20 protein-coding genes are annotated in these 24,946 nt (G+C 46.2%); 10 read left to right on the forward strand and 10 right to left on the reverse strand.

Going from position 1 to position 24,946, the window contains the following annotated elements:
• Positions 1-24: 24 nt before the first annotated feature.
• The 5 genes from gdhA to S1OALGB6SA_RS04430 all read right to left on the reverse strand — a co-directional run bounded on the left by gdhA (position 25) and on the right by S1OALGB6SA_RS04430 (position 8,687).
• Entirely contained in the window at positions 25-1,368 is a 1,344-nt protein-coding gene (gene gdhA / locus S1OALGB6SA_RS04410) for an NADP-specific glutamate dehydrogenase (RefSeq protein WP_052080055.1), read from the reverse strand.
• A 95-nt stretch (positions 1,369-1,463) separates the two neighbouring features.
• On the reverse strand, positions 1,464-4,484 hold the full coding sequence (locus S1OALGB6SA_RS04415) for a PEP/pyruvate-binding domain-containing protein (RefSeq protein ID WP_052080054.1): 3,021 nt from the start codon (positions 4,482-4,484) through the stop codon (positions 1,464-1,466).
• A gap of 491 nt (positions 4,485-4,975) precedes the next feature.
• Complete coding sequence (dnaJ, locus tag S1OALGB6SA_RS04420; protein ID WP_037562375.1) at positions 4,976-6,076, reverse strand: molecular chaperone DnaJ; 1,101 nt, start codon at positions 6,074-6,076, stop codon at positions 4,976-4,978.
• A 6-nt stretch (positions 6,077-6,082) separates the two neighbouring features.
• Entirely contained in the window at positions 6,083-8,011 is a 1,929-nt protein-coding gene (gene dnaK, locus S1OALGB6SA_RS04425; RefSeq protein ID WP_037562374.1) for a molecular chaperone DnaK, read from the reverse strand.
• A 64-nt stretch (positions 8,012-8,075) separates the two neighbouring features.
• A complete protein-coding gene (locus tag S1OALGB6SA_RS04430; RefSeq protein WP_052080053.1) occupies positions 8,076-8,687 on the reverse strand; it encodes a nucleotide exchange factor GrpE in 612 nt (203 codons plus the stop codon).
• 149 nt (positions 8,688-8,836) lie between these two features.
• On the opposite strand from S1OALGB6SA_RS04430, the gene S1OALGB6SA_RS04435 reads away from it, so the two are divergent.
• The 4 genes from S1OALGB6SA_RS04435 to S1OALGB6SA_RS04450 all read left to right on the forward strand — a co-directional run bounded on the left by S1OALGB6SA_RS04435 (position 8,837) and on the right by S1OALGB6SA_RS04450 (position 10,636).
• The gene (locus tag S1OALGB6SA_RS04435; RefSeq protein WP_124032676.1) at positions 8,837-9,124 is read left to right on the forward strand and encodes a hypothetical protein; all 288 of its coding nucleotides are present in this window, start codon (positions 8,837-8,839) and stop codon (positions 9,122-9,124) included.
• Positions 9,125-9,612: 488 nt separating this feature from the next.
• Entirely contained in the window at positions 9,613-9,942 is a 330-nt protein-coding gene (locus S1OALGB6SA_RS04440; protein WP_124032677.1) for a YciI family protein, read from the forward strand.
• Between the two features lie 44 nt (positions 9,943-9,986).
• Positions 9,987-10,316, forward strand: coding sequence for a YciI family protein (locus tag S1OALGB6SA_RS04445; RefSeq protein WP_124032678.1), 330 nt, complete (start codon positions 9,987-9,989; stop codon positions 10,314-10,316).
• 20 nt (positions 10,317-10,336) lie between these two features.
• Entirely contained in the window at positions 10,337-10,636 is a 300-nt protein-coding gene (locus S1OALGB6SA_RS04450; protein WP_037562397.1) for a hypothetical protein, read from the forward strand.
• Positions 10,637-10,725: 89 nt separating this feature from the next.
• Here S1OALGB6SA_RS04450 and S1OALGB6SA_RS04455 read toward each other — a convergent pair whose 3' ends face one another.
• From S1OALGB6SA_RS04455 to S1OALGB6SA_RS04470, 4 genes are all read right to left on the reverse strand, one after another.
• Positions 10,726-11,784, reverse strand: a complete 1,059-nt coding sequence (locus S1OALGB6SA_RS04455; protein WP_230204413.1) for a 6-phosphofructokinase — start codon at positions 11,782-11,784, stop codon at positions 10,726-10,728.
• Between the two features lie 154 nt (positions 11,785-11,938).
• Positions 11,939-13,351, reverse strand: a complete 1,413-nt coding sequence (locus S1OALGB6SA_RS04460; protein WP_052080052.1) for a Do family serine endopeptidase — start codon at positions 13,349-13,351, stop codon at positions 11,939-11,941.
• 66 nt (positions 13,352-13,417) lie between these two features.
• The gene (locus tag S1OALGB6SA_RS04465; protein WP_037562370.1) at positions 13,418-14,821 is read right to left on the reverse strand and encodes a sensor histidine kinase; all 1,404 of its coding nucleotides are present in this window, start codon (positions 14,819-14,821) and stop codon (positions 13,418-13,420) included.
• Positions 14,805-15,482 (reverse strand): winged helix-turn-helix domain-containing protein, encoded by a 678-nt coding sequence (locus S1OALGB6SA_RS04470; protein ID WP_037562369.1) that lies wholly within the window; start codon positions 15,480-15,482, stop codon positions 14,805-14,807. Before S1OALGB6SA_RS04470 ends, S1OALGB6SA_RS04465 begins: the two co-directional genes overlap by 17 nt.
• Positions 15,483-15,569: 87 nt before the next feature.
• Here S1OALGB6SA_RS04470 and S1OALGB6SA_RS04475 point away from each other — a divergent pair, with 87 nt between their 5' ends.
• From S1OALGB6SA_RS04475 to ptsP, 4 genes are all read left to right on the forward strand, one after another.
• A complete protein-coding gene (locus S1OALGB6SA_RS04475) occupies positions 15,570-16,874 on the forward strand; it encodes an MFS transporter (RefSeq protein ID WP_124032679.1) in 1,305 nt (434 codons plus the stop codon).
• Positions 16,875-16,967: 93 nt separating this feature from the next.
• Positions 16,968-17,201 carry a hypothetical protein gene (locus S1OALGB6SA_RS04480; protein ID WP_037562368.1) on the forward strand — a complete coding sequence of 78 codons (234 nt, stop codon included), beginning with the start codon at positions 16,968-16,970 and terminating at the stop codon, positions 17,199-17,201.
• A 14-nt stretch (positions 17,202-17,215) separates the two neighbouring features.
• A complete protein-coding gene (proC, locus tag S1OALGB6SA_RS04485) occupies positions 17,216-18,031 on the forward strand; it encodes a pyrroline-5-carboxylate reductase (protein WP_037562391.1) in 816 nt (271 codons plus the stop codon).
• The gene (gene ptsP, locus S1OALGB6SA_RS04490; protein ID WP_052080050.1) at positions 18,024-20,324 is read left to right on the forward strand and encodes a phosphoenolpyruvate--protein phosphotransferase; all 2,301 of its coding nucleotides are present in this window, start codon (positions 18,024-18,026) and stop codon (positions 20,322-20,324) included. The genes proC and ptsP overlap by 8 nt, the downstream gene beginning before the upstream one ends.
• Positions 20,325-20,552: 228 nt before the next feature.
• Here ptsP and htpG read toward each other — a convergent pair whose 3' ends face one another.
• Complete coding sequence (gene htpG, locus S1OALGB6SA_RS04495) at positions 20,553-22,391, reverse strand: molecular chaperone HtpG (RefSeq protein ID WP_037562367.1); 1,839 nt, start codon at positions 22,389-22,391, stop codon at positions 20,553-20,555.
• Between the two features lie 204 nt (positions 22,392-22,595).
• Between htpG and S1OALGB6SA_RS04500 the strand changes: the two genes are divergently transcribed.
• Both S1OALGB6SA_RS04500 and S1OALGB6SA_RS04505 read left to right on the forward strand, forming a co-directional pair.
• A complete protein-coding gene (locus tag S1OALGB6SA_RS04500) occupies positions 22,596-23,840 on the forward strand; it encodes a hemolysin family protein (RefSeq protein WP_037562366.1) in 1,245 nt (414 codons plus the stop codon).
• Between the two features lie 141 nt (positions 23,841-23,981).
• The gene (locus S1OALGB6SA_RS04505; protein WP_037562365.1) at positions 23,982-24,851 is read left to right on the forward strand and encodes a DUF2156 domain-containing protein; all 870 of its coding nucleotides are present in this window, start codon (positions 23,982-23,984) and stop codon (positions 24,849-24,851) included.
• Positions 24,852-24,946: the final 95 nt, after the last annotated feature.

Genomic DNA, 24,946 nt, shown 5'->3' on the forward strand with positions numbered 1-24,946 from the left:
TGCCTGTTTCAATCCGTTGGGTGACTACACCACCCCTTGGTCGATCATCGCATCGGCCACCTTCCGGAAGCCCGCAATATTGGCTCCAGTTACGTAATCATCTCCCACACCCATATCTCTTGCAGCACTAAGGCAACTAGTATGAATATCTTTCATTATGATTTGGAGACGCCTATCTACTTCTTCTCTCGTCCATGAAAGACGCATGCTGTTCTGGCTCATCTCCAAGCTGGATACCGCGACACCGCCCGCATTTGCCGCCTTCCCTGGTCCGAAAAGCACTTTGGCGTCATGAAGCATCTCAACGGCGGTGGGTTCGGTGGGCATATTGGCCCCTTCCACAACGCAGATGCACCCGTTATCAATCAAAGCTCTCGTTTCATCCCTGCCTATTTCGTTTTGAGTGGCGCATGGAATAGCTATTTCAGCCTCCGTCAAACCCCATGGTCGCTTACCTTCGTAGTATTTGGCTCCAAACTCCTTTGAATACTCGCTGATCCTACCACGAAGCTGATTTTTGAGTTCCATCACCCAGCTTAACTTCGCGCGGGTAATCCCATCCGTATCGATGATCGATCCGTTCGAATCGGAGAATGACACTGGCTTCCCACCCAAATCAAGGATTTTTTCGGCAACGAACTGAGCCACATTGCCAGATCCGGAGATAAGCACCCTCTTTCCCTCGATACTATTTTTGTGGGCAGAGAGCATAGCCGAGGCGAAATACACGGTCCCGTATCCAGTGGCCTCCGGTCGAATCAAACTACCGCCCCAACCCAAACCCTTGCCAGTAAGTGTACCTTCAAAGGTGTTTTTCAGTTTCTTATACCGGCCAAATAGATAGCCTATCTCTCTACCTCCCACACCGATATCACCGGCCGGCACATCCGTATTCGGTCCTATATGGCGGTATAACTCATCCATCAGAACTCCACAAAAACGCATCACCTCATTGTCGCTTTTCCCCTTGGGATCGAAATCACTGCCTCCCTTAGCTCCGCCTAGAGACAGGCCGGTTAGACTGTTCTTAAAAATCTGCTCGAAACCAAGGAACTTCAAGATACTCAGGTTAACCGAAGGATGAAACCTCATTCCTCCCTTGTATGGCCCTAGAGCATTATTGAATTCCACCCTGTAGCCACTATTTACCTGAATTCCCCCGTGATCGTCGATCCATGGAATTCTGAATATAATTGTACGCTCGGGTTCAACCAGGCGCTCAAGCACTCGATGCTTTCGATACCTGGGTTCACGTTCCATTAGCGGATTGAGCGATCCCAGCACCTCACTAACCGCTTGCAAGAATTCACGCTCCCACGAATATTTTCCGGACAATTTGTCATAGAGTTCTTTTACATAACCACGCATAATCTGCTTCCCCCGCTGATGCAACTATAGAACTTAAAGCTGTCTAATAGTAGTAGTCAAATCATCCTGTTAAGCTGTCATTTTCGATACTTCTATCATAATGCAGCCCATGTTAATCCGTTTTTACCATCCATTACAATTTCTATTGCTTTTTCAAAACTTGATAAGCATACGGGGCCCACTGTCTTACAGCGTTTGCGCAAGAGCTCCCAATTCACGAAATTATCGAGGTTTGAATAGTTGATGTGTGCGTAGCCCACACCGAGAGATATAAGATTGTAGAAGAAATGTGAGCCCTGGGAGGGTTCAGGATCGCCCGGACCACGATGAATTTCAACAATCAACTTCGCCTGCCGTACCTCAGTCCAATTCACCGGTATCCCCAGAAACCTGTCCTTGCTACCCCATCGACCTGGACCGATTAGTATGGCATAGCGACCTTCTCTCGCCAGTTTCTCTGTGAGCGAGGCGACGTTTATCCTCAAGGATTCGGTATCTCCGGAATCATAGAGCTCAGGGTCAACCCAAACAATGTCTTTGATATTCCCAATCAGTCCATGCCCCAAAGATCTATCCGATCTGAGAATCAACCTCTCGTCGCTTGGTCGCAAAGGCAACCGAAGTATGGTTTCTATGCTGGTAATCAAGGGCCTAACCTGCAGTAACGAAAAAACCGAGCCTTCGGGTATATCGCCATTCCAGTCGACTGAAAACTCAAGTTCCACAGGTATACCCATAGCGCTCCTAGTTATGTGCAGAAGCTGGTCCAGAAGGGGTGAGAGTGGCAACCACTCGTATTCCAGTATATCGCGGAAATCCACTACCCTCACTCCAGGAGTCTTAATCCCATCGACTATCCTGCGCCCCACCGGATCCCAAGTTGAGGCCATGTGCGATAACACCTTCAGATTTTCGGCATCTCGAATTGTAAGGCGCTCCAATGAACCACTTTCACCTCTCTTCAAATCCATCTCGCTTGTAGTTTCTTTGAGCGCCCAAAAATGAGTTTGGCCCTCGCGCCACTTATCTTCCGGTATTCCCCATGGAATCGAAGGGAACGCTGGGCAGAACAAATAGGCTTTCTCACCCTCAACCACAGAACGCCCAAGCCCTATAGCTATTCTTGCAACGCCATCTTCACGGCCCATGGGGGCAATAGGATAGTAATTAAATGATTGCGCCACACCTGAAAGTCGCGGAAACCAGTAACTGCCATGTTTGCTGCCGCTCATTCGTTGGACTACAACAGCCATTTTCTCCTCTTCGCGTCCAACTCCCAACGCATTCCGGTATACTGTGGCATCGGCAGAAAATGTGCTTGCCCATACGAGTTTCACGGCCTGCGCAATCATTTCAACACGTCGCCCTGGCGCACTTATTTCGGGTAGCATGAAAGTGTCATATACACCTGCGCATGGAATCGACTGCGAATCTTCCAGTAAGGTGGATGAACGAATTGCGAGCGGCCCAAACTCAGCAAAGGCGTTAAGAACCGCCATCAACTCTTCTCTAAGCGGTCGCTTGAGGAAGGCCTCTCGAAGCTCCCAATCGTTCAACGTCTTACCACCTTCAAACTCTGGTAACAAACCTGTTTCTTCCAAGAAGCGATCGAATTCACCGGTTGCAATAATCAGGGTACGGGGTATCTCTATGGATAACGGCGCAAAACTGTCACCCCAGGAGGAGTTGTTAAGAAGGGCGTTGAAAAAAGCGAGTCCTCGTCCCTTTCCTCCCAACGAACCACTCCCAAATCGTGCCACAGAACCACTCGCTCCCGGATCATCACAACTGAAATCCACCAAGCGGCCTTTGTGTCGGCTCTCTCTAACTTCTCGAAACGATCGAACCAAGAAATCCCGTAACAATTCCGGAGTCGGGAAATCCGTCGTTTTCACCTCTCTGATACGCCGTGCAACTTGATATTCTCCATGCGCCGCCATCCACCTCGAATAATCTTTCCTGTCAGAATGGTAAAGAAGTGTTTTAGACGGCATACTCTCAACTGCCAACGCAAATTCTCGCAATGTTTGCACTCGACTCAAATACGATCCGTCTGGATTCCGGAAAACAAAATCACCAAATCCCAACTCCTCAAGTATGAAACGCCTAATTTCTCGGTGAAGATTACCGGAGTGCTTGTTTTGAAACCGAGTCCCCTGCCTGCGGGCTTCACCGGCCATGCCTTCATCCGAGGATTGGAACAGCACCGGCACTTCCACTCCGTTTCTTCTGAAACGTTCAATCAGCGCAAAACCCGCGTACTCATCAAGTTTTCCGTCGCGTTCAAACGCGATATCCGAAACAATACCTATCAAACTCGTTCGAAATTTCTCACCCAGGTAAACCGCCTCTTCCCAATCTCTCGCCAACAAAATCTTTGGTCGTGTTCTCATTCTCCAGTACTTATCATTATCGTTCATTTCTTCTGCAATAAGTCGCTGCGTCTGAGTCATTATCTCCCCATAGAGCAACGGCAAATATGCCGAGTAAAACGCAATCGAATTCTCCACCACCAACAGAACACCAACCCGTCCATCCTTGGTATCATCTGATGCATTCCGAAGATCCTCAACATACTTAATCATTGCCAGAAACAGCCGTGAATCACCCGTCCATAGAAATTTAGCATCAAAAGTCATACCCAACGGATTTCTAATACTTCTGCCATTTTTTTGTCTTCCCCTAGCGATATCTTTGCCCATTTCGTCTGCGGTGTATTTCTCTCTCTCCACTATTGCAAGATCACTTCGCGATGAAAGAAGCATCAATATCGCCAAATCGGATTGCAACAACTTGGCTTCATGCGCCAGCTCAATCGGTGAAAGCTCTCCAACCCTTATCCCAATAATCAGCAAATCAAATGACTGCGCAGCCAGCAATTCCAAAGCCTCCCTGCAATTGGGAACTGTCACTAAACGAGGAACCGTAGTAAGATTGAGCTGATGATACTCTCCAACAATTTGGTCTGATAGCTTCGCATCATGCTCCAATATCCAAGCATCATAATGAGGCAGTATCAGCATCACTCGTCGAATTCGCCACATCATCAATTCATGAAAGGCGCTCTCACCGTGTTTAAGTCCATCAAATACAGCATTCAACTTATCTTTTTCCATAAACTCAAGTATCGCCTGAATTCCTCCTTGTCACATACCCAAATCCCACAATTTCAGTCAAAGCTAAATGATTTCCCGGCATTCGTCCTGCAATCTCGCAATCCAAGAGACAGCCGTCGCCTGGTGCACAGGAAACCACAGAATTACAGTGAATATGAATGCGCCTCAATGCTCAAATAGTTGCTTGAAAATGCTTTCTAACACCTTACATAGTGAACGATACAATCATTGAGATGGGATTCTTATACTTGCCCATACCCTTACCGCAGTTCCCATTCCTACGATTGCCCTGAATAATGAAAGATCAACCTATTCAATATAATGGAGATATCCGCTGCGCCAATCATACGCTCGGATAGCAGGAGTTAATTCGGATTATTGAACTGCATAGCAACTGTTATGCTTTATCAAAATCAGAAATACTTCAAAAATACTTAATGATTTGATACATATGGACTGCTGCCAAGCCGCTATGAGACAGGCAGCGACAGCTATAAGTTCTTCAGCGGAACCGGCGTCGGCTCCTCCGATTCCCCATGCTGTGTCGAAAATTGTCTAAGAATATCCTTTTCTTTGCCGGAAAGCCTAGTTGGAATCTCAACCTTGAGCTTCACGTATAAATTGCCTCGCCTGCCTCCAGAGTTCAAAACTGGCACCCCTTCACCTCTAATGCGCAGCAACTTCGAATCCTGTGTACCCGCTGGTACCTTCAGTTTTATTCGCTTTCCGTCCAACGCCCCTACCCAAATATCTGCGCCCAGTGCCGCTTGAGTCATCGAAATTGGAAGCGCACAGTACAAATCGTAATCATGCCGCTCGAAATACTCATGCGGATGTACATGAATGTACACATACAAGTCCCCTGGAGGCGTACCTTTTGAACTATAATTACCCTGTCCCTCAAGCCTAATTCGCCTGTCAGGGTCCATGCCTGGTGGAATACTGACTTTGAGCTTCTGATACGAACGAACCGTCCCGCTGCCCCTGCAATTCCTACAAGGATTATCTATAACAGTCCCTACCCCGGCACAGGAATCACAAGTAGTCGCAACGGAGAAGAATCCCGAACTTCTCCGAACCTGGCCTGCACCACCACAGTGTGAACAGGTTCTAACGCCTTCTCCACCCGCGCCACTACAAACCGAACAATTCTTCAACCGTTCGTATTTTATTTCAATATCCTTACCAAAAACCGCCGATTCAAAATCGCATTCCACATCGTGGCGGATATCACTTCCCCTCGAGCGCCCACGTCTATCAGTTCGAAAGCCGCTTCCAAAGAAAGAATCAAAAATCCCGGAAAAATCCCCAAAAATGTCTTCAAAGCCCCGAAAAGCGCTAGCGTTGAAGGTTGGGCCTCCCATATTCTCCACCCCAGCAAAGCCAAATTGATCGTAGGCCTGGCGTTTCTTCACATCGGAGAGCACCTCGTAAGCCTCCGTGGCTTCCTTGAATCTTCGCTCGGCTTCACGGTTGTTCTGATTACGATCAGGATGGTATTTCACCGCTAGTCTGCGATACGCCTTCTTTATATCATCGTTGGAAACGCCTTTCCCTACGCCCAAAATTTCGTAATAGTCCCGCCTAGACACGAACCCCTACTTATCCTCATCTACAACTTCGTAATCCGCATCCTCAACATCTCCTGCTTGCTTGGAACTTCCATCGGATTCACTGTCGGTGCCTGCTTTCCCCGTATCTCCAGCGTCGGTTCTCGCATCCTCAGTTTGAGTTTTATACATTTTCTCAGCAAGTTTCGCGGAAGCCTTTGTGAGCGTGTCGGTTTTCGATTCTATTTCTTCTCTGTTATCCGATTCCAATGCCTTCTTTAAATCCGCAATGGCAAGTTCAACAGACTTCTTCTCATCGGCCTTTATCTTATCGCCATAATCCTTAATGCCCTTCTCCGATTGATAAACCAGTGAATCAGCCTTATTTCTAAGCTCCGCCATTTCTTTTGTTTTTTTGTCCGCATCGGCATTGGCCTCCGCTTCCTTCACCATTCGGTTAATCTCGTCCTCAGAAAGTCCGCTAGATGATTCAATTCGAATTTTCTGTTCCTTACCAGTACCCATGTCCTTAGCCGATACATGAACAATGCCATTAGCATCGATATCGAAGGTTACCTCTATCTGAGGGACTCCACGAGGCGCTGGAGGAATACCAGTCAACTCGAATCTACCTAAAGTCCTGTTATGAGATGCCATCTCCCGCTCACCCTGAAGAACATGTATCGAAACCGCTGGTTGATTATCGGCCGCAGTGGAAAAAACCTGGCTCTTTTTAGTAGGAATGGTTGTATTCCTCTCGATTAGCTTTGTGAAAACGCCTCCAAGAGTCTCTATACCCAGCGAAAGCGGCGTAACGTCCAGAAGCAAAACATCGTTAACATCTCCACCAAGAACACCCCCCTGAATAGCCGCCCCCATGGCAACCACCTCGTCGGGATTGACACCACGATGAAGCTCCTTACTAAAGAGCTTTTTAACCACCTCTTGAACGGCGGGTATCCTGGTTGAACCGCCAACCAAAATCACTTCGTCGATATCAGAAGGGGAATATCCAGCATCCTTGAGAGCCTGCAAGCAAGGTTCCTTAGTGCGAGCAACTAAACCCGCAGTCATCTGATCGAATTTGGACCTGGTAAGCTTATATTGAAGATGCTTTGGCCCCGAAGCGTCTGCAGTTATAAACGGCAAATTGATATCCGAAGTCTGTGTACCAGAGAGTTCCTTCTTGGCCCTTTCGGCGGTTTCCTTCAGTCTCTGAAGCGCCATTCTATCCTTGGAAAGATCGATGCCCTGATCTTTTTTGAATTCATCTACCAACCAATCGATAATTCTCTTATCGAAATCGTCACCGCCAAGGTGCGTATCCCCGTTAGTGGAACGAACCTCAAAAACGCCATCACCCAAGTCCAGAATTGAGACATCGAAGGTTCCTCCACCAAGATCGTACACTGCGATTTTTTCTTCCTTGTCAGACTTGCCGATACCATATGCCAGCGCGGCTGCGGTTGGCTCATTGATAATGCGCTTAACTTCTAAGCCGGCGATTCTACCCGCGTCCTTGGTTGCCTGGCGCTGGGAATCGTTGAAATAAGCGGGAACCGTAATGATGGCCTCTGTTACCACCTCGCCGAGATAGTCCTCCGCCGTCTTTTTCATCTTCTGGAGAATGGCCGCCGAAATTTCAGGAGGAGTGTACGACTTATTCTTTATCCCAACCTGCACCATCTCTCCAGCGCCCTTGGTAACACTGTATGGCACCATCGACATCTCTTCATTAACCTCGTCAAAGCGCCTACCCATGAACCTTTTAATTGAATAGACTGTATTCTCCGGGCTGGTTACCATCTGATTCTTCGCTGTTTGGCCAACCAATCTGTCATTCTTATCGGTAAAGCCCACCACTGATGGGGTTGTTCGAGCGCCCTCCTCGTTTTGAATCACGATAGATTCACTGCCCTCCATCACTGCTACGCAGGAGTTAGTGGTTCCTAGGTCAATGCCAATAATTTTGCCCATTAGATATCTCCTCTAATTGTTATCCTCAATGTATCGTCCCAATGTATCGTCCCAATGTATCGTCTCAATGTATCGTCTCATTTTTGCCTTCTTCCTCGCTGACCGGTTTCAAAACCACAACTTTTGCAGGACGCAAGACTCGCTCATATAAGCGGTAACCAGACTGTAAAATCTGCTTTACCGTATTCTCCGGCACTTCGGAACTTTCCTCAAGCGACACAGCCTCATGAATGGCCGGATCGTAGATGTCGCCCTCTGATCCTATCCTTTCAAAACCGTAATTCTCGTTTAACAACCCCTTAAACTGCCTCTCAATCATTACAATGCCTTTGTGAAAGGCGTCAAAATCCTTGGAATCAATTGAAGTTTCGATGGCTCGCTCAAAATTGTCGATTACCAAAGCCAAATCTCGAAGTATATCCTGGTGCCGATATCGATACGCATCCTGCTGCTGTTTGACCAGCCTTTTTCGAGTGTTCTGGTTTTCAGCTGCCATTCTGAGGATTTGCTCTTTCAAATCAGTGTTTTCAGCCCTTAAAATATCAAGCTCATCTTCCGATTCATCTGGAATTTGGGTTTCTGCCGTATCTTCAGCCTGGATTTCCTGCTCCTGCTCAGCCTTCTCATTGTCTGCGGCGTCATCCTTTTCTGCATCTTGAAAGTCATCGTGACTCATAAAACCCTCATGAAGCGATCAATAATTCTGTTGTCAATAAAATACTCACGGCTAAGAAATAGGGTCAAGAAAAACCCTAATAAACCTAAATACTCCATCCAAAAAAGCGAAATTAATTGTCGCAATACCATTAACGTAGTAAGATATAGGTGATGATTCAAAAAGTTTATACGGACGGTCAAGTTAGCACGTTCCTCGTATTCGGCGATCGCAACAATGAACCGGGTTTCAATCCGATACTGGAAGCACTTAAAGAACAAGCAGAACACATAGAAAGCCTTGAGAAGCAAAATCGAGAGCTGATGAAACAGGAAAAACTGCTTACATTTCTGGTGGAAGTAACCGCCCAGACCAACGAACTCATGGCTCGTGGTCTCAAAGCCATAGAACGACTGGAAAGTAGCTTGGAGACAGATGAGATATCCAAGTACTCTTAAAAGGCGCGGAGCCGAATTTTCGAATCCTCAAGGCAGACCAGCCGCCCCCTCCCCAACTATTTTCCGCATAGATGCTTTGCCCGAAAGCCATCGTGGCCGGGGGCGGGTTGATTCAAATGCATACCAGTCGAGGGCACAGAGTTTGTGTGAAGTCCTGTTTCATAAGTTATACTCTTATTGTGGCATGTTTTGTGGCATGTTGAAGATTTCACTATCTAAAATCTCAAAGCGCAGTATTGCTTCTTCTCATGAGCAGTATCTGAAACTAGAAAGTTGTGCACGTTGCCTGTTACAATGTAAGGCAAGGGCTATATGAGATAAGAGCGTTTATACGAACCATATTTTCAATATCATACCAATAGATGTCGCATACTATCTTCTTATCCTGCACCCGCCATCACCAACAAGCTTCTCGAAATAATCCTAAGCTGTAATTGACAGTAAAATACTTTTGGTTTAGATTAAAGGATAAAAAGTAGGAGTAGAATATGGCTAAATTTGTTTTTCTATATAGTGGACCTCCTGGCGATATGTCGACTATGAGTGAAGAGGACACTAAGGCAGAGATGGAGGCTTGGGATAAGTGGATAAATGCTAATAAGGAAGTGTTTGTGGATTCCGGAGCTCCATTTGGCGAGTCGGAAGCAGTTGTCGATGATGGCAGCAGCAAAAAACCGCTTGATATTCAAGGCTACTCAATTATCGAAGCGGATGATATGAATGCGGCAAAAAGTCTATCCAGGAACTGTCCGATGCTAAGGGAGAAAACCGGTAAGTATGCGGTTGAAATATTTCAAGTTTTCCCAATGCCGTCCTAACTGGATCACTGAATCCACCTGAACAATCTACATGGAGGAGCCTGGTGGCAAGATTTATGTTTCTATATAATGGCCCGATACCTGACATGTCGAAAATGACAGAGAAAGATTCCAGAACCATGATGGAGGATTGGATGGCCTGGATGAGCAATACGGGAAAGGCTCTGGTTGACCCCGGAGGACCTCTTGGGCCTTGCAATTCCGTGGTGGATAACGGTGCTAGTAAAACGCCTCTGGAAATTGGCACATATTCCATTGTGGAAGCGCCGAATATGGAAGCTGCCAAGAAGTTCTCTGAGAATCATCCCTTTTTGAAGCGAAAAACCGGTGAGTATTCGATAGAAATCTTCAGGTTTACTCCCGTTTCCGGCTAATTAGTTTGCTGTTGGCATTCATGAATTTTGAAAAGTTTTCAGAAGCCTGCAATGGTATGCTGGCTTCTGAAAGTCCGCCGGGCGAGTGGCCGGAGTTGCTTAAATCGCTAGCATTTGATAGAATCGGTGACTGGGATGCCGCCCATCGGATAGCCCAGGATGTCCCCAGTGAACAGGGTAGCGCCGTTCATGCCTACTTACACCGCAAGGAAGGTGTCAAGTGGAACGCCGAATACTGGTATAGACAAGCCCGGCGGTCGCCGTTTAAGGGCTCGTTGGACGAGGAATGGGTTGCGCTCGCAAAGGAATTAGTCCGGTAATCGATAAGACTATTCGCTGCCCCATGCTTTCTCCCCCCCAGGGGGGCAGACCTACGGAACTTACAGAAGCTGATTGAAAAGACAGAGCTTCACAGTGAATCGCCGAAGCAGGTTCCCAACGAGCGGGCATGCAGAATCAGCGTATGCCCTCGGGGAATTGTCTTAGTCTTGCCTGCTACATCCGAGAGAGGAATTCCCACTAGTTTGTACCCCTTGTATGCGGCCATTTTGCCATATTCACCCCTGTGTATCATTTCGGCAGCATAGGCGCCGAATTCTGTCGCCACTATTCTATCCCGCGCTGTTGGACTACCGCCTCTCTGAATATAACCAAGGATTGTTCCGCGGGTTTCCAAACCTGTCCTCTTGAGAATCTGATTAGCGATATATGCACTCACGGGTACATTGCGAGGAGAACCGTTTTTTTTATTTGGCAGTGTAATCCCTTCGGCAACAACGACAATGGAATAGGGCTTGCCTTCCTCGAAGCGTCGAGTCAAATACTCGGCAATCACCTTAGTACTGTATTCTATCTCGGGAATCAGAATTATATCTCCTCCGCCCGCCAAACCCGCATGCAAGGCGAGCCACCCCGCCGTATGTCCCATAACCTCTACCACCATGATTCGCTTATGGGAATTTGCAGTGCTATGCAACCTGTCAATTGCTTCAGCGGCGATACTTACGGCAGAGTCGAATCCAAATGTCAAATCGGTACCCCAGACATCGTTATCTATCGTTTTCGGAATTCCAACTACGTTTAGCCCTAGTTTGCTAAGTCGATAGGCGGTTTTTTGAGTACCGTTTCCGCCAATACATACAAGGCCATCCAAGCTGAGCTTTCTGTAATTCTCCTGTATGATTTCCGGCTTGCTCTTTATGTAATCGTCGTATTCCGTATGCTTAAATGGCTTTTCCCTGGAACTTCCCAGTATCGTTCCTCCAACGGTCAGAATGCCGCTAAGAGCCAATTCATCCAATTGTCTGTATTCTTTTCGAATCAGTCCAAGGAAGCCCGAAGAGAAACCGATAATCTCATGTCCATATTTCAATACAGCCGTTTTACCAACACCTCGAATCGCAGCGTTAAGACCCGGGCAGTCACCCCCGGCTGTGAGAACACCTATTTTCATCCTGGCTCTGCCCATATTGAATAACTCCAACAATTGAAATCATATCATAGATTCACAGCGTCAATTTGGTCAAATAAAAAGGGGCGAACTCAACACATCCGCCCCAACAAGAGAGAAAGGGGAAACCAAAATCAGAAAAAAATAGTCACGAATTCAAACGTGCAGCTTCTTACTTGTTCAGTATAAAATCCAACTCATTTCCCATGCGATTGATTTTTATCTTAATGCGGTTCCCTGAATTCAGAAGCGAATAGAAATGCTTTAAGTTCCGCACATTTTTTCCGTTAAGAGATCTTATAACATCCCCACTGCGAAGTCCCAACGCCGAAGCAGGACTATCGTCTACTACGCCCCCTATAAGCACGTTACCGGTATTACGAGAAATTTTCATCTGTTCACGAAGCTGAGAGGTTATCGGGGCTACCGAAAAACCAGGCCATACATTGACTTCAACTCCATCTCGCTCTATAGTACGTACCGCAAGTGTCAGGTTGAGGCTTAAAATTGTTCCCTCCCTAATCAGGGTAAGCGGAACACTCTCACCAGGTGCCAAAGATGCCACAGTTCTGCTTAAATCAGCAGAGTTCTCGATAGTACGTCCGGCCAGCCTTATTATCAAATCACCAGGAAGAATATCAGCCTTCATTGCTGGAGATTTGCCATAAATGTTGTAAACAAATGCTCCTTTTTTACCTTCCAGGTCCAGCTCAGAAGCTAGAAGCTCACTCAAGTCGCCCATGTTCACACCTAGCCAGGCGTATTCAACGCTTCCCTTTTCAATGAAGTCGTCGATTGCCTTTTGAGCATTGTTAATGGGAATCGCGAAACCAAGTCCGATATTTCCACCATCGGAGGAGGCAATGAAGGTATTGATTCCAATAACCTCTCCATCAAGATTGACAAGTGCCCCTCCAGAGTTGCCCCGATTGATAGAGGCATCTGTTTGTAGATAATCGGTGAAACTCCGATCCGCACCGCTTCTACCCTTAGCACTGATAATACCCGCTGTAACGGTCGATTCAAAACCCAATGGGCTTCCAATGGCTAATACCCAATCGCCAACCCAAACTTCGTCAGAATCACCTAAAACAGCTATTGGCACCTCATCTTGAGTCTCAAAGTAAACTAAGGCTAAATCACGAAGAGGATCGCTGCCAACAAGTTTGCCCTTGAAGGTGCGGCCATCGTGTAAGTTAATCTCGATTTCATCCACACCTTCCACAACATGGTTGTTAGTCAAGACATATACTTTGTTGTCTCGCCTTTCGACAATAACGCCGGAGCCCAGGCCCTCTTGCCTAAATGGTTGCGCCCTGGGTATCTCAAATTGATCTGGTCTGCCAGGAAATCGAAAAAAGAATTCGAAAGGGTTAATCGTACGCCTGTCGATAACACTAACCGTGTTTACCTGAACCACTACTGGTCGAACATTCGAAGAAATTTCCCTAAATGCGTTCTGTAGATCTCCGGCAGTGCGCCGTGACTGAGCCGAAGCGGTCGTAGTGGAGACAAAGGCACCAATTGCTAAAAGGAAACTCAATCTGAATAGTAGGGTATAATGGTTATTTCTGAGGCTTCTCATCAATCACTCCTATTTTGTAAAACTAAAATAACACATGAACCTTGCATAAACATTGCAGGATGCTTACTAAATTGAAATGTTTGCGTTTTTTGGAAGAACAACTTTGAAACAGGCACCCCGCCTCTTAGCGTTTGTCACACTGATCGATCCACCATGCGCTTCCGCCAGAGCCTTTACCATGCTGAGTCCAAGCCCTAATCCACGCGAGGCGCGGCTTCTATCCCCTCTGTAGAACCGTTCGAAAACGCGATGTTTTTCGCCATCTGCAACACCCGGACCATCATCTATCACTTCGACCCAATAATTATCACCTTCCTCACCGCAGAATACGTCAATTTCACTTCCAAGGGGTGCATATTTAACCGCATTATCTACAAGATTCCCAAATATCTGCCTAAGCCTGACAGGATCACCTAGTAATTCCAAGGATTCGGATGCCTCAAAGTGTATGCTCATGTCCTCCTCATCCGCAATAAATTCATACATCTCGCATACCTCGGACACTAGGGCACCCAGGTTGCAAGACACTATATCCAGATGAAGCATCCCCTGCTCCGCCTCAGCAATGTCCATAATGGCGGAGAACAGTGCTACCGCCTGGTCTGTTTGCTCCACTACTACAGCAAGGGCCTCCTCGTACTCACCTGAATTGCCTTTTCTCAGTGCCATCTCCGCATGCCCTCGCAATCTAGTGAGAGGAGTGCGCAATTCGTGGGCAACTGCATCCAAAGTGTCACGCATCCCGCTTATCAACAATTCAACTCTATCAAGCAAGCGATTGTATCTGCTAATTAGTATATCGAATGAATCTCCGGTGCCCGGGCTGTTAAGACGTCTGCTCAACTCTCCGGTAACTATAATTCTATCAATTTCCTCGTTAAGTCCGGCAATAGGCATCAGTAGCCGTTTTGATGAAATAATTCCAACTACGAAACCCGCAAGAATAATAGCTGCAATGGCCCACGGATAATACCTCTGATACATCCTCACTAGGAATTGACGATTTTCGGTGCTTACTCCCACAAGTAATCGCGAACCATCATCGAACGTTGTTCCAGTTGCAAGCAGTGCATAGTGTATTCCCTCACTCCTTAGAGTTGCATACTGCCCAGGAGAGAGCTGACTTAATTCTGAATCCATAAGATCGAAATTTATCCAGGCGCCAGGGATGAGAGCTCCTAGCAATTCCCCTTCCGGACCATTCAGAGTCAATAAGAAAGGGCGCCCGCCATGTTCTTCAACATCCGCCGAGGCCTGGTTAAGTACCGCCTCTGTGCCTCCATACTGCCAGGCCGCCCAATAAGAGAGCAACCTGGAATCCAACTCGGCGCGGTCTCGCTCTCCAAAGCCAATAAAAAGAGCGCCAAGAAGTATCCCGTATACCAGCACCGACGACAGCGCTGCGCCGAGAGTAACTACTAAAGTAAGACGAACATGGATATTGCGAACTGCTTTAATTGGGATTCTCAAATATATATCCTACACCCCGAACGGTTCTTAGCAGTTTCACCGGATAATCATTGTCGATTCGACTCCTGAGTCTGGAGACCAAAACGTCCACAACATTGGTTTGAGGGTCAAAATCGTAGCCCCAAACCTTCTCCAATATCAGCGTTTTTGTTACAACCGTGCCGGCATTCCTCATCAGAAATTCCAGGAGAGCATACTCTCTCGGCTGCAGTTCTATGAGTTTTTCGCCCCTTGTTACACGTCTGGTAAGAGGATCGAGCGACAAATCTGCCACGTGCAGTCCCTGCGCCGCAGTTGCCCGGCTTCCGCGCCTAATCAAAGCTTCAATCCTCACAAGGAGTTCGGCAAAGACAAAAGGTTTCACAAGGTAGTCATCTCCCCCCATTTTCAATCCTCTCACCCTGTCATCCACGTTGCGCCGCGCACTTAGAAACAGAACAGGAGTTTGAATATCCAGGTTTCTAAGCTCAGTAACAATCGCAAACCCATCCTTGCCTGGCAGCATAAGGTCTAATATTATTATTTCATATAAACCGGAACCGGCGAGTCTCAGCCCCAAATCACCATCCATCGCGACATCGACACCGTATCCGGCCTCTTTCAAGCCCTTTGAGATAAATGATGCAATGTCTTTATCGTCTTCTACCAAAAGCACTTTCATAAAATTTCCTATCACCATTCTGCTTTGGCTCAGTTTGTTCGGTCAAGAGAAGCTCTTCAGCGTCCAATTATGCTATACTCAGCCAAAATGAAGAAACTTAGCAAACCTGAAAGATCTTGGATTATGTATGACTGGGCGAATTCAGTTCACTCCACCATTATCTCAACCGCAATTTTCCCGTTGTGGTTCGGACAAGTAGCTAAAACCGGTGGTTTATCGGATACACAAACTTCCTTCTGGCTTGGGACAGCTAATACCATATATGCGGCTTTCATCAGCGCGATTGCCATGGTAATCGGCACACTCTCTGACTTCAAAGGTTATCGGAAAAAGCTTTTTGTCAATTTCTGGCTCGTAGGAATTCTCTCAACAGGCGCGCTGATTCTGGTTGGAATCGATGACTGGAAATCTTTGCTGATACTGTACATCTTCAGCTTCATCGGATTTGGAGGTGCGAATATATTTTATGATGCATTTCTAACCGATATCACTACGCCAAACAGGCTGGATTTAATCTCCTCTTTGGGCTATGGCTATGGCTATATCGGCGGCAGTACGATTCCATTTCTTATCAGCCTGGCAATCATAGCGGTGTTGGCTAACATGGACTTCTCGCAGGGGCTCCCGGCAAGTGGAGTGAAAATCAGTTTCTTGATTACCGCTTTGTGGTGGTTTCTTTTCTCGCTCCCTTTCTTGAACAACGTGAAACAGAGACATGGAATAGACCCAGTACGCTCGCCCAACATTGAGAGTTTCAAGAGACTGGTCAAAACTTTTCTGGAAATTAAGAAGTACAAGAAAGTGTTCCTGTTTCTTATTGCATATTTTTTCTATATCGATGGGGTTAACACCATTATAAAGATGGCAACTAATTTCGCATCAAGTATTGGTGTGGGATTAATGGTATTGCTAGGTGCAATAGTCGGCATACAAATTCTAGCCTTCCCCTTCACCTTGCTCTATGGTAAACTGGCGCAGCGGTTCGGTTCACGCCCTCTTCTGTTCGTTGGGATTGGAGTGTATGCATTGATAACCGCTCTTGGCACAATGATGCCGCTACTGCCCGCAACAAAAGTAATGCCAGTTTTTGTCTTGGTTGCATTTCTAGTATCGACAAGCCAGGGCGGAATACAGGCGCTGAGCCGTTCCTACTATGCATCAATTCTCCCAGACCACAATTCCTCAGGGGAATTTTTTGGCTTCTATAATATGATGGGCAGATTTGCAGCAATACTTGGTCCCTTTCTGATGGGTGCCTTTCCGAGAATCGCCTATCTAGCAGAAGTGGTGGATGAACGAACAGCATATAGCTATGGTGTTGGGGCGGTGTTTATTCTATTTGTAATTGGCGGCAGCTTACTGATAGTGTCAAGTAAAACTGACAACAAATAGCACAAGAGTATATGCTAAACTTAAATTGATGTTTACTTGCTGAATTAGCATATGGCGGAGGACGGGTGTATAAGCGGAAAACCGAAGATTTGTATGCGGAAAGCCGAGGAACTAATCGTTGAGGTATATAGGCAGTTATTGGAAGCCCGGAGCAAAGGACTTGCGCCTAAAAAAGTGGTAATATCTCCTGTGTTTTGGGCTAGCATCGAGAGTTATAGGCGTTCCCTTGGTTCGCTAAGTGGTGCATTGCCAGACTATCTATCTAAGGATGCACTGTTTGGCCTTGAAATATGGTACGGTTATGAGTCTGAAATTCGGGTTGTATGAGGTGGAATAGCATTATGGGCAAGAATAAATCTATTGGTTTCATCGGCGCCGGCAATATGGGCAGAGCTATAATCAAGGGACTGCTTTCCGCCGGTACATATTCTCCTTCGAATTTGATCGTATCTGATTATAGCGAAAGCGTGATTCGAGATTTGAGCACAAGTTTCCCTGGCATTCAAACCAGCTCAAACAATCTGAATCCCACTGCAGCTTCTGTTGTTATACTCGCCATAAAACCCCAGGACTATGAAAATGCAGTGCGAGGTATCAAAGATAGAATTCAACCTGAAACCATTGTGGTTACTATCGCGGCCGGTCTGTCAATTGAAAAAATAGCCAATTGGCTCGATCACGATGCGAAGATAGTAAGGGCTATGCCGAATATGCCAGCATTGGTGCTGGAAGGAATGACAGCTCTTTGCCGCAATAGGCAAGTGAACAATGCGGAATTCCAAACAGTTCGAGAGATATTTGACGCAGTTGGTAAGTGTATAATTCTCTCGGAAAGCTTGATGAATTCTTATACAGCCTTGGCGGGATCCGGCCCAGCCTGGATTTTAGTTCTAATCGAAGCGCTTGCAGATGGAGCGGTGCGGGAAGGAATTTCGAGAACTGTGGCTTACGAGGTTGCCGCGCAAGTGCTTGCCGGGTCGGCAAGATTGGTATCCGAAACGGCCCTGCATCCGGCCGTGCTCAAGGATAAAATCTGCTCTCCAGGCGGCACAACAATTGAAGCGATAGCCTCTCTTGAATCCGCGGGATTCCGCTCTGCTGTTATCCAAGCCGTCTCCGCCTCTACGGCTAGGGCTAGAGAGCTAAGCAATGAGTGATATTCCGACTACTGATGTGGAAATGATATTTTCTGTCAGCGAACTGACAGAACCATTTCTTCATAGTCAAGATATACGCGGCTTCCTCTCACGAGTAGTGCACGTTGTCAGTCATCACATGCAAACCGATGTTTGTTCAATATTTCTCTATAACGAAGAAGAAAACCATCTAGTTCTAGAAGCAACGGAGGGATTAAATCCGCAGATGGTTGGAACTTTGACACTTGCTTGGGGAGAAGGACTGACAGGACTGGCGCTTAAAGAGCTGCGGCCTATAAGTGAAGGCCGAGGTGTCGACAATCCATACTTCAAATTCGTCCCGGAAAGCGGTGAGGGTAAATTCGAATCGTTTCTCGCGGTACCCATAATCCGGGGTATACGTCGTGTGGGAGTTATGGTACTGCAGGATGAGAGAGGTTCGCGATTCAGCAAATCAGATGTTCGAGCACTTCAAGCAATAGCAGCCCAGCTTGCGGCCACTATAGAGGATGCGATGCTTCTGATATCCTTGTCAGAGAAGAAAAAAACACCCAGGGTCACACCACTGCCGAGCAAGCTTATAAGAGGTACACAGGTAGTTGAGGGAGTGGTACTGGGCCGCGCATATCAAGTACAGGAATCAGATTCTGAAAACAACCAGCCTACCGATCAGAGGAATTCCTATGGCAAAACAATAGACGACTTCAACAATGCAATTGCCCAAACTGAGGAACAATTGGAACAACTGCAAAAACGGCTTGAAGAGGAATTGGCCGACGTCGCTTCCCTGATATTCAGTGCACATCTCCTGATGCTCAGAGACGAAGGCTTCTCAGGCGAAATGGCAAATCAAATCGGAAACGGGTTGGACCCAAGTCAAGCCGTGAAGCAGGTAACCGACAACTATACAAGAATTTTCGCATCAAGCAGCAATCCTCGAATGAAAGAAAAGGTTTTGGATATAAAAGATTTAAAACACAGAATACTTGAAAATCTCCTATCCGATAAAAGCGAACATGGGGGAGGGTATCATGGTCAGATAATCATCACAAACGAACTATTACCGTCGGAATTATTGAAACTCGCCACGCAAAATGCCGCAGGGTTAGTTTTATATGGAAGTGGTGTTACGGCTCACGTGAGCGTTCTGGCCAGTTCCCTGCAGATTCCACTCATATGTACCAGCGACGAGAGTGTTCTTCTAATCCCTTCGAATACCTCCCTGATTCTGGATGCGATACAGGGCACATTGATAGTTCAACCGGACAATTCCACCACCAGCCGTGTGAAACAATTCATAGAAGCTTCGAAAGGAATTGGGGAACTTGAGAAATACGTTCAACCTGAAACACAAAGCCTTGACGGTCAACGAATTCATTTAAGAGCCGCGGTGAATTTGCTTTCAGATTTAGACTTATCCAAACGCTTGAAGGCAGAGGGAATAGGGCTCTATAGAAGTGAATTCCCATTCCTGGTTCGTAGCGACTTCCCTTCGGAGGAGGAACAATACCGAATATACAAGAAGGTTGTAGAGGGATTAGACAACCCAGTGGTAACCTTGCGAACGCTAGATGTGGGCGGCGATAAGATTCTAAGCTACATCCCTGATTCCGATGAGGCCAATCCTTTTCTCGGCCTCAGATCAATCCGCTTCCTTCTGGAAAACAAGAAGGTTTTCATTGGCCAATTAAAAGCAATGATTCGGGCAAGCAGGAATAAAAGAATTCGCATTCTATTCCCTTTAATCTCATCAGTTGATGATTTTAAAAATGCGAGAAGGATGGTTTTAAAAAGCTTAAGTTTTCTGAAACGCGATGGTTTCGAAGGCTCTCTACTGCCCAAACTTGGAGCGATGATTGAGCTGCCTTCCGCCGTGGAGATGGCTCCTGAATTGGCAAGGGTAGCCGATTTTCTTTCCCTGGGTACCAACGATTTAGTGCAATACACCTTGGGAGTCGATCGAACCAATGAAAAAGTTGCCGATCTCTTTGATATCAGACATCCAGCAGTCCTTCGAGCGGTCAAACGAGTTAGCGATGCCGCGAAAGAAGCTTCTTGTCCGCTGTCGGTATGTGGCATCATGACCAAAGATCCGCGTACCGTTTATTACATGATAGGCCTTGGTATTAGAGATTTCACGATGGAACCTGCAGCAATTCCGGGCATGCAGAAATCAGTTTCCGAAATGGATACTCGAAAAGCAAGTGAAGATGCAAAAAAAATCTCCAGCCTTGGCACAATCAAAGAAATACACGAATTCACGGACAATCTAAAACTAAATCGCACCGGCCTTGCCGGAGATATCACTATTTAAGATAGGGAAGCGGAGGCAGCTTACTCATCGAAGCTTATCGATCGTGCAGTACGCGTGGTTGCATAGCACGAAATCGAGTGGGAATCGCAATGGTAAGATAGATATCACTCCAACGTTCTCCTATAAGGAAATGGCTTACTCTCGGATCAGCAACGATGAGGATAATCGCTGCATAACAGGCTTATCGGTTTGTCTAGGCAGCAGTCGTGAAACAAGCTTAGTTTTCGCTCAAAACGCCCGGGCCGTAATTCGATTCAAACGAGTGGCGAAGCCTGTTGGGTCCTTGAGAGTCGCTCCTTCAACCAGCAGGGCCTGTTCATATAGAAGACGTGCCACATCATCCACCAGGCTCTTATCGTCGGAGTCAGCTAGCCCCTTAACCACTGGGTGATCGGGGTTTATTTCCAATATGAAGGTAGCCTCGGGGATATCTTTCTGGCCCATAGCTTGTAGCATCTGCCTTAGCTGTGCCGACGGATCGCCTTCGCTCGAAACCAGACAACTCGGAGCATCGGACAGGCGTGTCGAGCCAACAACATCTTTGACAGACTCACCGAGAACCTTCTTTATTTTCTTAAGGACAGGTTCAGCAGTTTTCTCCCTTTTCTTATCATCATCAGTTTTTAAATCGTCAAGCGCTCCGGAGCGGTTTATTGCCTTCATTTCCAATTTCTTATATGGGCCAATCATTGGAGTTATGATTTCATCAATTTCATCCGACATGAAAAGGACTTCAAAACCTTTCTCCTTATATGCCGCTAACAGGGGAGATTTCCGAAGCGTTTCCTCGTTCTCCCCTATCAGGTAATAGATGGTTTTCTGATTTTCAGGCATTCTGTTTCTGTAAGCCTCAAGGCTAGTCCATCCTTCAATCGCAGTAGATTTATACCTAACGAGTTCAAGAAGATCGTCCTTGTGAGCCCAATCCGAGTAGAGCCCTTCTTTTAGAGGGCGATTATACTGCTCAATGAATTCCACGTACTTCTTCTCATTTTCAGAAAGCTTTTTGAATTCAGCCAACAATTTCTTTACCGAAGCCTCTCGAATATTCACCATAATCTTGTTCTGCTGAAGTGTTTCTCTGCTAACATTCAGCGGGAGATCTTCGGAATCAATTACACCACGCACAAATCTCAAATACACAGGGAGAAGTTCTTTATTGTCATCTGTAATGAATACTCGTTTCACATAGAGTTTCACACCGGGTTTATAATCTGCCTGAAACATGTCTATAGGCGCTTTTTGGGGAACGAAGAACAAAGTTGTATATTCCAGGGTTCCCTCTGCCTGTACATGAACGCGAAGCAAAAAATCGTCCGAATCGTGTGAAAACGTCTTGTAAAATTCATTATAGTCTTCAGTCTTCAACTCTGATTTTGGCCTCTTCCACAGTGCACTCGCCGAGTTAACACGTTCATCTTTTTTCTCTTCTTTTTTGTCGACCTTTTCCGTCCAATGGAGATGAATCGGGAAAGCAATGTGGTCTGAGTACTTTTTAATGATCGATTTTACCTTCCACTGCGAATCATACTCCTTGCCTGCTTCATTGAGTTTCAGTGTCACTGTAGTTCCCTGGGTTTCCCTCTCAGTCTCCTCGATGGTAAACCCAGATTCCCCATTACTAGTCCACTTCCATGCCTTATCATCACCGGTCTTCCTTGAAACTACCTCAACAGAGCTGGCCACCATAAAACAAGAATAGAAGCCAACACCAAATTGACCAATCAAATTGGAATCCTTTTTTGCATCGCCGGTTAGTTCTTCCATGAAATTCCTAGTTCCGGAACGAGCGATTGTACCAAGTGAATCAGCCAAATCTGATCCGTTCATGCCAATTCCATTATCTTCAATAACAAGGATTTCCTCTTTCTCACCGATTCGTATGTCAATTCGAGGTTTGAAATCCAATCCTTTCAGAGCGTCATCGGTCAATGTCAAATACTTGAGCCTGTCAAGTGCGTCGGATGAATTTGAAATTAGCTCCCTAAGAAAAATCTCATTATGAGAATAAAGGGAATGTATTAGTAAATTAAGAAGTTGACTAACCTCTGTTTTAAATTTTTTCATGCGGCTTCCTCATAAACAGAATGGGATTGCTACTCAATAAAATACTAAGCAGCTCGTGCTATCGACAAGTAATAGAGTTTCATCCTTTGTAAACAAGCGCACAGCGCTGTTCGGATAAACAGTATCACCCCTTGCCGGTTTGCTGTATTGCGATATGATGGACGATATGAAACAATCGCACTTCCAAATCAGTGATAAAAACTAATGCTACTCTGGTCTGTTTTATCCCTTCCAATACTGTTAATACTATCCGCATACTTCTCGTCGGTGGAAACAGCGTTTACCTCGCTCACCCCTGGTCAGATTAATTCTCTGGCAGAGAACCGCGGTAAACGCGGCCTATTGGTAAAGAAACTTACCGAGCGACACGACATCCTGTTAACTACACTCCTGATTGGAAATAATCTAGCTAACTTAGGTGCGTCCGCGCTGACAACTGCAATGACGATCAGGCTGTTTGGTAAAATCTATGTGGCCGCGGCTACGGGAGTACTAACCCTAACTGTTCTGGTGTTCTGTGAGGTTTCGCCGAAGCAGATTGCGCTGGTAGCCAATGAAACCCTCTGTCTAATAAGTGCTCGCTTGATAAACTTACTATCGATAGTCCTAAGACCCTTTATTTGGATAGTATCCTCCGTTAGTCGAGGCATCACCTTATTATTTGTGGGCAGCAAGCGGAGAGAGATTACACTTGAACAACTCTTGCATCATGTGAAAGTGGCAGAAGGCCAGGGGGTAGTGGAATCCTATGAAGAGGAAATGGTGAGAAACGTGTTTCGTATCAACGACACCCCCGTCAAGGCCATTATGACACACAGAACAGAGTTATTCATGATGAATGAAAACACAACCGTTCAAGATGCAGCCTACCTATTTGTTGACTCGGGACATACGAGAGCACCAGTGTTAAACGGCGATTTAGAACATGTATCCGGGATTGTAACCCTATTCGACTTAGTTAGAGCTCTGAGGAAGCGCCCCCGCGCTTCGATTAAAACGATTTCCAAATCGCCCTATCTGGTTCCTGGAACCATGAAAGCTCACGAACTATACTTTCGCCTGAGGTCTGAACCGATTCAAATGGCAATAGTGCTTGACGAATACGGCGGTCTCGACGGCATTGTAACTCGAGAAGATATCATAGAGGAAATTTTCGGAAAATTTCTTGATGAGAGGGCAAACCCAAGCGCCAATCCGATCAGCGAACAGCCAGACGGCTCCTGGATTATCCAAGGAGACACAGATTTCTACGACCTAAGCGATATACTCGGACTGGAATTGAAACACGACAGCCGGACCAACACAATTGGAGGTTATCTTCTGGAAAAGAGTGGTAACATACCTGTACAGGGTACTGTAATCGAACTTGGGGAGGGACAGTACACTATTTTGAGAACCCGAAATAAGAGAATAGTTTCAGTTCGCTTCAAGCCGATAGATAATGATTAGGCGCATGTCGAAAACCGTGTCACAGAAAGCTAGGCTGGGCAAGAATCAAGCAACACCAGCTATCAAAGTTTAGGCTAACAGCTTCCCTAAAAATTTCCACAGTTGCTTTCCGCCAAGCAAATCATTATCTTACTCCCTACAATGATACAAACACCCCTAACTCTTGAACATCAGGGAATAATCAGCAAAAAACTCGATGCTGTCGAAGTACAGCTTTCCGAATGCTCCTATTCAAACCTCTATCTCTTTCGCGACAGACACGAGTACCATACAGTGGAAACTCCTCATGGCTTCTTCATCTCCGGCGTAACCTACGACGGAAAAAAATATTTAATGCCAATGGCCAGTCCGGATAAAACTAACGAAGACTGTTTCAACGAACTGAAGAATTTACTTTGCACTCGCAACTGGGATTTCCTGTTTCCAATTCCTCAAGCTTGGCTCGAGTGCTTCGACGAAAATGAGTTCATCATAAGCAGCAATCCCGATGACACCGATTATCTTTACACTACCGAAAAATTCAAAACCTACCCGGGTAAGTCAATGCATAAAAAAAAGAATCTACTAAATCAATTTTTGAACAACAACGAATCCCAACTGATTCCCCTGAGCAGTGATATGAAATCACATGCCAAGGAAATCCTCGAACAGTGGCAGAAGGATAGTCCTCAGAAATTCTATCAAAACGACTTTTCTCAGTGCGCGGAAGCCATAGAGAAATATCAAACCCTTAATCTAACCTCTGCCCTGGCTTACGCCAACGGGAAACCCATCGGATTGATCATCGGTGAACCTTTGAACAAAGATACCTTCGTAATCCATTTTGCCAAGGCCAACACCGAAGTCAAAGGTGTCTATCAATACCTGTTCAGTCAATTCGCCCGCGATTTCTGCCCGGATTATCAATACATGAACCTTGAGCAAGACCTCGGCAATGCAAGTCTCAGGAAAACGAAAATTTCATACCGTCCCGATTTGATGGTTCAAAAATTCCGAGTCAGCATCAAATGACCTTATAGCGTCCCAAATAGCGTCCCAAATAGCGTCCCAAATGAAACCGCTCTCCATTCACAGTTTCTAAAACCCCGGGTTAAATCAATGCACTG

This window comes from Olavius algarvensis spirochete endosymbiont (assembly GCA_900608495.1).
Taxonomy (GTDB): Bacteria; Spirochaetota; Spirochaetia; order DSM-2461; family DSM-2461; genus UBA2779.